The sequence below is a fragment of the Clostridium sp. genome, assembly GCF_016650095.1.
Lineage (GTDB): Bacteria > Bacillota > Clostridia > Clostridiales > Clostridiaceae > Clostridium_AD.
The window spans coordinates 1-3,739 of the sequence record NZ_JAENWL010000369.1; the positions used below are offsets into that span (position 1 = coordinate 1).

The 3,739-nt window shown below is 29.8% G+C and carries 3 protein-coding genes; all 3 read left to right on the forward strand.

The genetic code is table 11. The features are described 5' to 3' along the window. The coding region (locus JJE11_RS16410; protein WP_291637560.1) for a VirD4-like conjugal transfer protein, CD1115 family at positions 1-1,559 on the forward strand (1,559 nt) is incomplete at its 5' end. Between the two features lie 4 nt (positions 1,560-1,563). After that, complete coding sequence (locus tag JJE11_RS16415; RefSeq protein WP_291637562.1) at positions 1,564-3,495, forward strand: pLS20_p028 family conjugation system transmembrane protein; 1,932 nt, start codon at positions 1,564-1,566, stop codon at positions 3,493-3,495. 13 nt (positions 3,496-3,508) lie between these two features. Continuing rightward, a partial coding sequence (locus JJE11_RS16420; RefSeq protein ID WP_291637564.1) for a hypothetical protein occupies positions 3,509-3,739 on the forward strand: 231 nt, incomplete at its 3' end.

A 3,739-nucleotide genomic window follows, 5' to 3' on the forward strand; every position in this document is an offset into this window, starting at 1 on the left:
AGCTTGCATCTGCAAGTTATGATACTTTAATAAAAAGAGGTTATGACATTCAAATTCTAAACCTTTTAGAACCAATGAAAAGTATGAGTTATAATCCTTTGCAACTTGTTATAAATGCATATAAAAACAAGGATTATTCAACATCTCAATTACTTTGTAACACTTTAACATTTTCACTATATAACGATCCAGCAGCAAAAGATAAATTTTGGCTAATTTCTGCTCAATCACTTGTAAATGCATTGATTTTAGCTATAACAAAAGATTGTATAGAAAATGGCCATGAAGAAAAAATAACACTTTATACTGTTGCAAATTTCCTTTCAGAAAAGGGAAGTGCGGAAGATGAAGATGGGAAAAACGAATTGGATGAATTTTTTAAAAGTAGAGACTCCTTTGATATTTCAAAGATGCAATATGCGACAAGCAACTTCGCCAAGGGTACAACGAGAGGAGGTATTTTTGCTACAGCAATGTCAAAACTTCAAATTTTTACTTTTGATGAAATAGCTAAAATGACATCTGAAAATTCGTATGATTTAGAGCAAATAGGATTTAATGAAAAACCAGTAGCAATATTTATGGTGATACCTGATTATGATAGTTCTAACCATGTTATAGCTTCTATTTTTATAAGACAGACCTATTACATGGCAGCAAAGAAAGCTTCTCTATCAAAGAGTGGGAAGTGTACAAGAGAGATTGTTTACTTATTAGATGAATTTGGTAATATGCCACCAATAGAAGACTTCTCTAACATAATAACGGTATGTTTAGGTAGAAACATAAGATTTAACCTCATTATACAATCATATTCACAACTTAAAAAATTATATGGCGACAATAAAGATACTATTATAGGCAACTGTGGAAATCAGATATATATACTTACATCTGATGAAGCTACTGCAAAAAGTTTTTCAGAAATGCTTGGGAATAGGACTTTAATAAATAACTCAATAAGTGGTAAAGAACTATTTAATAAATCTACAACTGCAAGTATTGATAAAAGAGAATTACTTAACAAAAATGAATTAATGAGTTTAAGAGAAGGTGAAAGCGTAGTTATAAGAGTTATTAAAAGACAGGATAATCAAAGAAACAGAATTACGCCTAGACCAATTTTTAATACTAGGGAAACTACTTTAAAATTTAGATATGAATACTTAAATGATGAGTTTGATACAAGCAAGAGTATAAGAGATTTGAACATTATTACTTTGCATGAAAATATAGATTTAAAAAACCTTATAATGTTATCAAAAAATAATGGTGATGAAATAAAAACAACTGTGGAATTAGATCAGACGTCTACAGTGAAAAATGAAACAAAAAATATAGAAAACATAGAAAACATAGAAAATACAATGGAAGAAAAAGAATTAACAAAAGATGATAAATTTCTAATTCAAAGAATCACAGAGAAATATGAGGATAGTGGAGAAGTTAATATAGTTAAATCTAGTGAGATGGAAATAAGACAATTGCTTATGGAAAATGAAGATAATTTTTCAGATGAAGATAAAATAGAATTAAAAAAAATAATAGAAAGGAGTTAATAAATTGAGTGCGGATGAAATTTTAAAAATACTTCAAATAAATTCAGATGTTTTTATATTAGATACAATTTTAGCTAGAATAATTAGAGAACTGCTTTGGGGTATTGTCAAAGTTTTAGGCTATATCGTTGATTCTATTGCTACTGTAACAGACAAGCTATTTATATTAGATACTTTCTATAATGACCCTGGAGTTGTAGATTTTATTAATAGTGTCAAACCATTAATAGCTGTATTGTTTGCACTTTCGTTACTTGGAATTGGTTATCAGTTAATGTTTTCTAAAACCAAAGAATTTAGGAAAATAGGTATGAATGTTCTTGTAGCTATCGCTGTAATTTTAGTTTTACCTATGGCAATGGACAAAATGAATACTCTAACTAATTATGGCGTAAATGCTGTAAAAGGAAATCCTCCAGATCTAACTAACCAAATTATAAAAAGTAATATAACAGATCTAATTACGTATGATAAAATAAATTTCAATGCAAATGATATAAAAAACTTAAAAAATACTAATGAGATTAATGTAAATGCAATTCGGCAGATAGATGCAACGTCAATTATTGAACCTGATAGGTTTAATACATTGGGATTAGAAAATAAAGATATATTTAAGAAGAAAATAGAAGTAAGTAAGGATGGTAATCTTGAGGTAGGAGAGTTAAATCAAGGTTGGATGACATTTTGGAAAGAGTATTATTACAGATTTAACATTAACTTTCTAAATATTATACTGTCTCTCGGAGTTATTGGGGCAACTTTAGCATTTACATGCTTTAAGCTCGCCAAAATGATTTTTGAACTTGCTTATAATAAATTTTTAGCTATTATTATAGCTCCAATTGATATTAACAACGGACAAAAAACAAAACAAATAATCAACAATATAATGTCAACATTTATTGTGGTTTTTTTAATAGCTGTGTTACTTAAATTCTACATCTTGTTTGTAGGAATGTGTGCAGGTGTAAAAGGTATAGTAGGCGTAGTGTTACTTGTAGCTGGATCTTTTGCAGTAATAGACGGACCCAATATGGTAGAAAAGTTATTTGGGATAGATGCTGGACTTCGAAGTGGGTTTAAAACAATGGCAGGAGCATACATGGTAGGTAGCGCTGTTGCTGGAGGTGCAAGTAAACTTGGGAATACCGCTAAAAGTATGGCAGGAGGCGCTGGTAAGGTAACAGGTTCAGTAGTTGGTGCAAGTGCTGGTATAGAAAGTGGATTAAGCAATAAAAAAACTGATGATAGTCTATACAAAGATATGGATAAGAAAAGTGCTGATGAGAATAAAGGAGAATCTTTATATTCTGATATGGGTAAAGATAAGATTAAGGGAAATGGAAATTCAGATAAGGAAAATGCTATTAAGAGCAGTACTGCAAATACTAAAAGTTCTAGTAAGAAAAGCGGTGCTAGCGGTATAGAATGTAATACTAAAGGAAATGGTAGTAAGGGACACCAATCATTATATGATGAAGTGAATGGTTCTAGTGGTAATATGCCTGAATCAATATGCAGCAGTAATGGCCCAGAAGTAAACGGTAATGAAGGAAATCAAGTAAGTGGAGATAATGTACCAAACAATGCATCTGAGCCTATACAACCTATTCCTAGCAATATTAGGAATGAAGTTGGTGAACAACCTAGTTCAAATAATATACACGAACCAATTAATAGCAGTAATGTAATAGAAACAACTAGTAACGAAGGCGATGAAATAAGTGGACATACTGTTTCAAACAATACCGACAAGCCAATAAACCAAAATAACGATACTTCTTCTTATCAAACGATTGGTCAACATCAAAAAGAAAGAATCATAGAAAAAGTTCAAAATAATCCTATTATAAAACAAACTATGGAATCGTATAATCGAGGAAAAAATACAGGCCAAAGCATAAGAGAAAATAGAAATAATAAAAACGAATAGAGGAAGTTAAAAAATGAGAAAAAGTAAAACTAATAAATTACTATTAATAATAGCTGTAGTTTCATTATTATTTAGTATTACTGGATGTAGTAGCTCTGCATCCGATAATACTAAAACTGAAAAATTAGAATTAACAAAGGAAAATGTTCAAAAAGTTTTTGCTAGTCAGTATGATGTTGGAATTAAAGCAATATTAGATGAACATAAAAGTATATCAGGGGTTTTTATTTCTAAAAAAGATATA